At 64.3% G+C, this 6773-nt stretch carries 4 protein-coding genes; 3 read left to right on the forward strand and 1 reads right to left on the reverse strand.

Features of this window, described 5'->3' with window-relative positions; genetic code table 11:
• A partial coding sequence (locus DM995_RS19225) for a lipid kinase (RefSeq protein WP_116970717.1) occupies positions 1-665 on the forward strand: 665 nt, incomplete at its 5' end.
• A gap of 609 nt (positions 666-1274) precedes the next feature.
• Here the strand turns inward: DM995_RS19225 and DM995_RS19230 are convergent.
• Positions 1275-2363 (reverse strand): AraC family transcriptional regulator, encoded by a 1089-nt coding sequence (locus tag DM995_RS19230; RefSeq protein ID WP_116970720.1) that lies wholly within the window; start codon positions 2361-2363, stop codon positions 1275-1277.
• Positions 2364-2515: 152 nt separating this feature from the next.
• Here DM995_RS19230 and DM995_RS19235 point away from each other — a divergent pair, with 152 nt between their 5' ends.
• Positions 2516-5164, forward strand: coding sequence for a TonB-dependent receptor plug domain-containing protein (locus tag DM995_RS19235; protein WP_116970718.1), 2649 nt, complete (start codon positions 2516-2518; stop codon positions 5162-5164).
• Between the two features lie 95 nt (positions 5165-5259).
• The coding region (locus tag DM995_RS19240; RefSeq protein WP_116970719.1) for an AMP-binding protein at positions 5260-6773 on the forward strand (1514 nt) is incomplete at its 3' end.

The following is a 6773-nucleotide window of genomic DNA, read 5'->3' on the forward strand; positions in this document are numbered from 1 at the left end:
TCATTCCGGCCGGAACCGCCAACGACCTTGCCCGGACGCTGTCCATCCCGCTTGATTTTGCTGCCGCCGCAGACGTGATCGTTGCCAGACACACACGGCAGATCGATTTCGGGATGGTCAACGGCCATGCCTTTTTCAACTTCGCCAGCATCGGCCTCAGCAGCGATCTGGCGCAGAAGCTCGATCCTGCGATCAAGAAGCGCTTCGGGCGGCTGGGCTATGCGGTCGCCGCGCTGCGGATCCTGGCCGGGGCACGGCGCTTTCGCGCGAGGATCATCGAGAAAGGCAGCGGGATCAGGGTCAAGACCTATCAGATCGCGATCGGCAACGGGCGTCTCTACGGGGGTGGCAATGTCGTCGAACAGACCGCCGCGATCGATGACGGGTCGCTGGACCTGTACAGTCTGGAGATGCGCAACCTTTGGAAGCTCGCCTTGATGGTGCGCGCCTTCCGCACGGGTACGCATGGCGCCTGGAAAGAGGTTAGGACCGCCCGCTGCGTCGAGTTCGATATCGAGACGCGGCACCCTATGCCGATCAACACCGACGGGGAAATCGTCACCGCGACGCCGGCGCATCTCAAGGTCCTGCCCGGCGCGATTGCCGTCCTCGCTCCTGCAGCTGTCACCAGGCAAGGTGCCACTTTACGGCTGTTTCATCGCTGAACCACAAACAGGGGATGTCTGATCGACGGGGAATTGTGGGCGCTCCGGCTGCATTTCGCCCGGTTTCAGTCAACAGTCGGGGTCGGGCTTGATCCTCAAATCTAACTGGCGGCTTTTGGTGAAAGTAGACATTCAGCCTGATCAACGGGAACGACTGGGTCTGGGTCGCTTTCTGCCGTCGCCGATTGCCAGATCGGGCGGTCGCTTTGTGCCAATTGCTACTCGGTATCTGTCATCCGACCAAGGAATTCAGTCACAATTTCGGACCCAAACACACTCTAAATCAGGCGGTTAGATGAAATTTGGGGGCACAATTGGGGGCAAAATTTGAAACGCAGATAAATTGAGTGTTTTAATTTAATTATTTAACCGAGTTATGAGGGTCCCGTAAGCGCACCAGTGCGCCTTCCCAAAATCGTCGCAAAACGTGGCATTCTGCCGGCTTCGGGCTGCTCGGCCTGCGGCAGGAATCTCGGTGTTTCACATTCGTGGCGCAAATTCGGGGCTTTCACGGTGCCATTGCCGATGCCCCGGGCGACCGCCCGATGAGGCAGGTCTTCGCGTGGAACCTGCCGCGCTGAACTCCTGCCGGCCTTAAGGCCCGCATGGTCATCGACCTGCGCCCTGGACCTTGCCCGCCCTGATCTGGCCGACGGTTCCGTTCGTCCAGCGACGGACCGCGCGCCGAAGGTTTGCGCTGTCGCTGAACCCGACTTTCCAGGCGACATCGTCCACACTCATCTGCGTCGTCTGCAGATATTCCATCGTCAGCTTGCGGCGGACATCATCGATGATGGCGCCGTAAGTCGTATCCTCTAGCGCGAGTTTTCGGCGCAGCGTCCGTTCCTGCATGCCGAGCTGGGCCGCCATCTCCGGCATCGAAGGGAACTGGCCGGGGGTGCTGAGCAGACGCTGGTACAGTTCGCCCGACAGGCCTGATGCGATCCGCGACTGCCCGATCAGCCGTTCGCACGTCTCCTCGAGCATCGAGCGCGTGAGCCGGTTGCCGAGGGCAGGGGTGCGATCCAGCAGGCTGACGGGATAATGCAGCTCGTTGGCCTCCCCGTCATAGACACAGGTGCAGGACAACTCGCGCGCGTCCTCTTTCGACCATTCGTCCTCCGGCAGCGAGAATATCGCGCGCACCGCAAGATTGTCCGTCCCCGCGGCATCACGGATATGGGTGAATGTCATCTTCATCTGCTGCCGCAACAGAAATGTGCGGACGTCATCGCTCATGAAGTCGCGGTAGATCTCGCGGAACTCCCAGATTGCGACATCGCCTTCGACGCGCCAGTGCAGCCGCACTGTCGGGGTCGCGAGCGGCTGGTAGCGCACCGCGAAATCGAAGAAGTCGCGCATGGTCGGCGAGCACATCAGCGCATAGCCGTACATCCCATAGGCCGACAGGTGCAGACGCGATCCGATCGAAAAGGCATCGGCAAACCCGGCCCCGGCTTTGACGATGTTCTCGCAGGCCGTCAGATACTGCCCGATCGACGTCAGCGTATGCGGGTCGCGGATGTCCGCCAATGTCAGGCCGGTTCGCGCGAGCACCGCTTCTGCCGAAATCCCGCGCTCGGCCACGGTATCGATGACCGTGGCGATCTTGAAAGGCGCAAAGATCCGCTGGTTGAGCGTCGGAAAACCGGAGCGGTCGTTGCGAAGCGTGGGGGCCTGGCGGGCCGGCTCGGTCATGTTCTTCTCCCCAAACGACACCGTCATGTCCGCAAATGACATGGAAATGTCCGTTCATGCACTTACCGCGCACTCTGTCAAACGCTACCCATCCTATCAAGCCGGCAAAACCGGCAGCGGCGCAGGCCGCAATCCTGAAGGAGGGGAATATCATGTCGCTTCAAGGCATCATGACCGCGCGCTGCGCGCGTTTTTTTTGCAGTTCCGCACTGGGTGCCGTCCTGCTCGGCTTTCCGGTCCTTGCCCGGGCGCAGCAGGGCGAGCCGGGCACCGAGACGCCGGAAGCCGGTTCCGAGCCCGGAGACGTCATCATCGTCACCGGATCGAGCATTCGCGGCGTACCGCCGATCGGATCGGACCTGATCACCGTGACGCGCGAGGATGCCAGGCTGATCGGCGCGGCCAGCACGCCCGAACTGCTCGCCACGGTCCCGCAGCTCAACAGTTTCAATACCGCGCCGCGCGTCAGCAATGGCGGTCTCGGCTCATTCGCGCCTGGGCTTCGCGGGCTGCCTTCGGCGGCCACCCTGCCGCTGATGAACGGCAACCGCCTGATCTCGGGCAGCACCCAGCAGACCAATCCGGACTTCCCGTTCATTCCGGAACTCGCGATCGAGCGGGTCGAGATCGTCGCGGATGGGGCCTCGGCCATCTATGGATCGGAGGCGGTTGCCGGCGTGGTGAACTTCATCACCCGCAAGCGGGTGTCGGGCGTGGAGGCCATTGCCCGCTACGGCTTCGCGGATGACTATCATGCCTTCAACGCGGGCGCGATCGTCGGCAAGACATGGGATAGCGGGTCGATCCTGGCGGCCTATCAGTATCAGGAGAACAGCAACATCACCGGGGCGGACCGGCGGTATCGCACGCTCGATTTTCGTGCGGTGGGCGGCATCGACACGCGCTCGACGGTTTGCCCGGATGCGAATGTCAATCTGTTCGCGGGCACGATCTACGCCGCGCCCGATCTGGCGCCCGGCGTGAACCGCTGCGATCCGCGCGGACCCGTCGATCTGCTTCCCGAGAACCGGACGCATGGCGCTTTCGTGTCGGCCCGGCAGGAACTGACGGGCTCGATCACCGCCTGGGCCGACATCCTCTATTCCGACCGCAGGGACATCGTGCAGGCGGCGCTTCCGGGACAGACCTTCGTCCTGATCACCGCAGCCAATCCGTTCTTCCGTGTCCCGCCGGGGACCAACGCCGCGTTCGGCTTTTTCGATTTCCGTCCGGACCGGCTGGTCGGCGCCGATCATTTCGACCAGACCTTCCGGGTCAGGACCGGCAATGCGACCGCGGGCCTCGACATTGCGCTGCCCAGGGATTTCAAGGCCACGCTTTCGGGCACCTTCAACTGGTCGCGCAACGACACGTTTCAGCCCGGCATCAACACGACCGCACTGACCGCCGCCGCCGCCGGAACCACGACGGCGACTGCGCTCGATCCGTTCGGGACGCGGACCGACCCCCGGGTCGTCGCGGCGATCCTCGACAATCCGACCGATTTCACGAACCGGCAACGCCTGAGAATGGGCGCTGTGCGGATCGACGGCCCGCTGGCGGTACTGCCGGGAGGCGAAGTCAAGATCGCTCTGGGCGCGGAGTACCGCCGAGAGACCTATATGCAGCGCGGCCAGAGCGGCGGTGTCGGCTTTCCCGAGGATCTCTCGCGCAACATCCAGTCGGTCTATGGCGAGCTGTTCGTTCCCATCGTCGGAGACGAGAATGCGGGGCCGTTCTTCCGCAGCCTGACCCTTTCGGTGTCCGGGCGCTACGATCATTACAGCGATTTCGGATCGACCACCAACCCGAAGATCGGCCTGACCTGGAAGCCCGTGGACGGGGTCACGCTGCGCGGCAGCTTCGGCGAATCCTTCCGCGCACCGGGGCTCAGGGATCTCGGCTCGACCGTCGGGTCCTATTATTCGGCGGCATCGCTGGTCGACGCATTCGGCGCGCGCGACCCCGCACGCGGCGCGGCGCAGGTGAACACCATCCTGCTATTTGGTGGCAACCGGGACCTCACGCCCGAAACGGCGCGTACCTGGTCGCTGGGGATGGACCTGAACCCCAGCTTCGCGCCCAACCTGACCGCGAGCGTGACGCTGTACGACATCAAGTACGACAATGTGATCGGGACTCCATCGGGGCTTGGCGCGCTGCTGTTCAGCGACCCGACATTCGCCTCGCGGGTGATCCGCAATCCTACCCCCCAGCAGCTCAATGCGGCGATCGCCAATACCGTGCCGTTCTTCTTCACCTTCGCCGCCGTGCCCACGATCGGCAACATCCTCGATCTGCGACAGGGGAATTTCGGCGTTCGCAAGACCAATGGCATCGATTTTGACCTGCGCTACCGTCAGCCGGTCGGGTTCGGCACCATTTTCGGCGGCATCGCGGGCAATTACATCCTGAACTACGACAATCAGCTCTCGCCGACATCGCCGCTCAGCAATTCGCTCGATGCGGGCATTCCCCGCACGACTCTGCGCACCACGCTCGGCCTGACCGCAGGGCCGGTGACCGTCGTCAGTTTCGTCAACCACCGCTCGGGCGTCACCGCGCCCTTTGCGACGCCGACCGGAACCGCGCTGTTCTCGTCGGGGGGCTATACCACGGTCGACCTTCGACTGCTGGTCAAGCTGCCCGATATCGGCTTCCTGAAGGGGACGGAGTTCGGAATGCAGATCAACGATCTGTTCGATGCCACGCCGCCCTTCTTCCCGGGTACCGACGGCATCGGCGGCGCGTTCAATGCGATCGGAAGATACGCGGCGGTCAGTCTCCGCACGTCGCTCTGATCGCCGGGCGGCGGTGCCTGCCGGGTCGCGCCGCCGCCTGTCACCCCTGTCTCCCGCCCGGCCCATGATCACTACAGGACAAGGCTTGCCCCTCGATGAACCGTGCCAGCGCATCTCTCCCGGTACCGCAGATCCGCTTGTATCGCGACTGGCTGAAGGAGCACCACGGCCTCGACTTTCCAGACTATGATGCGCTGCATCGCTGGTCGGTCGATGACCCCGAAGGCTTCTGGCGGAGCATCTGGGACTATGAGGGGATAGCGTCGCCGAACCCGCCTGCGGCCATGCTGAGCGGGCCGGCAATGCCCGGAGCGCGCTGGTGCGCGGGCACGGCCGTCAACTATGCCCGGCACGTCTTCAGCCATGTCGTGGCCGCGCAAGCCGCCGGTCAGCCGGCGATCATCGCGATGGACGAAACCGGGACCATTGCCACGCTGGGCTGGACCGAACTGCGGCGCCAGGCCGTCTCGCTCGCGCTCGAGCTGCGCAGGCTGGGCGTCGTGCGAGGCGACCGCGTCGCCGGGTACCTGCCGAACATTCCCGCAGCCGTCGTGAGCCTGCTCGCCTGTGCCAGTATCGGTGCCGTGTGGACGCTGTGCTCCCCCGACATGGGCACCAATGCCGTTCTCGATCGCTGGCAGCAGACCGAGCCGCGGGTCCTGATCGCCGTGGACGGCGTCCGGTACGCGGGCAGGGCCATGGATCGCAGCGGTACGGTCGCGGAGATCCGCTCGCGCCTGTCCTCGATCGAAAGCGTGCTGCTGGTCTCGACCGGGTTTGGCGAACATGGCGTGCCGGGGGCCATCGACTTTGCAGCCGCGATCGCGCGCGACGATGGCGAGGTCGCGGCCTTCGAACCCGAATGGCTGCCGTTCGACCATCCGCTGTGGATCCTCTATTCGAGCGGCACCACCGGCCTTCCCAAGGCGATTGTCCACGGCCATGGCGGGATCATCCTGGCGACTGCCGCCGGGCGCATGCACTTCGATCTCGGGCCCAGCTATGCCGCCAACACGCTGGGCGAGCGGTTTCACTGGTACAGTGCCAGCGGATGGGTGATGTGGAACATCCAGGTAGGGGGGCTGCTCAGCGGCACGACCATCTGCCTGTTCGACGGATCTCCGGGCGGCAGCAAGGCGCATCCGGACTGGGGCCGCCTGCTGGACTTTGCGGCGCGCTGCGGCGTCACCTGGTTCGGCGCCGGAGCGGCCTATTTCGTCAACTGCCGCAAGACGGGCGTGACGTTCGACCGCTGGCCTGAGCTGGCGCGCGTGCGCGCGCTCGGCAGCACTGGTTCGCCGCTTCCTCCCGATGTCCAGCGTTGGGGCACCCGGCAACTTGCTGCGCTGGGGCGCGAGGATGTCTGGTGGTGCAATGTCAGCGGAGGGACCGAAATTGCCGCCGCCTTCATGGCAGGCAATCCCGAACTCCCGGACATGCCCGGCCGTCTCCAGTGTCGCCACCTCGGCGCCGCGATCGAGGCCTGGGACGACAACGCGCATCCGGTGGTCGAACAGGTGGGCGAGCTGGTCTGCACCCGGCCATTCCCCAGCATGCCGCTGCGCTTCTGGGGCGACAAGGACGGCAGCCGGTATCGCGATTCCAATTT

The sequence above is a fragment of the Blastomonas sp. UPD001 genome (genome assembly GCF_003426715.1).
Classification (GTDB): Bacteria; Pseudomonadota; Alphaproteobacteria; order Sphingomonadales; family Sphingomonadaceae; genus Blastomonas.

Coding starts and splice junctions, on each gene's coding strand:
- DM995_RS19230 (WP_116970720.1), bottom strand. CDS start 2,363: ATGACCGAGCCGGCCCGCCAGGCCCCCACGCTTCGCAACGACCGCTCC.
- DM995_RS19235 (WP_116970718.1), top strand. CDS start 2,516: ATGTCGCTTCAAGGCATCATGACCGCGCGCTGCGCGCGTTTTTTTTGC.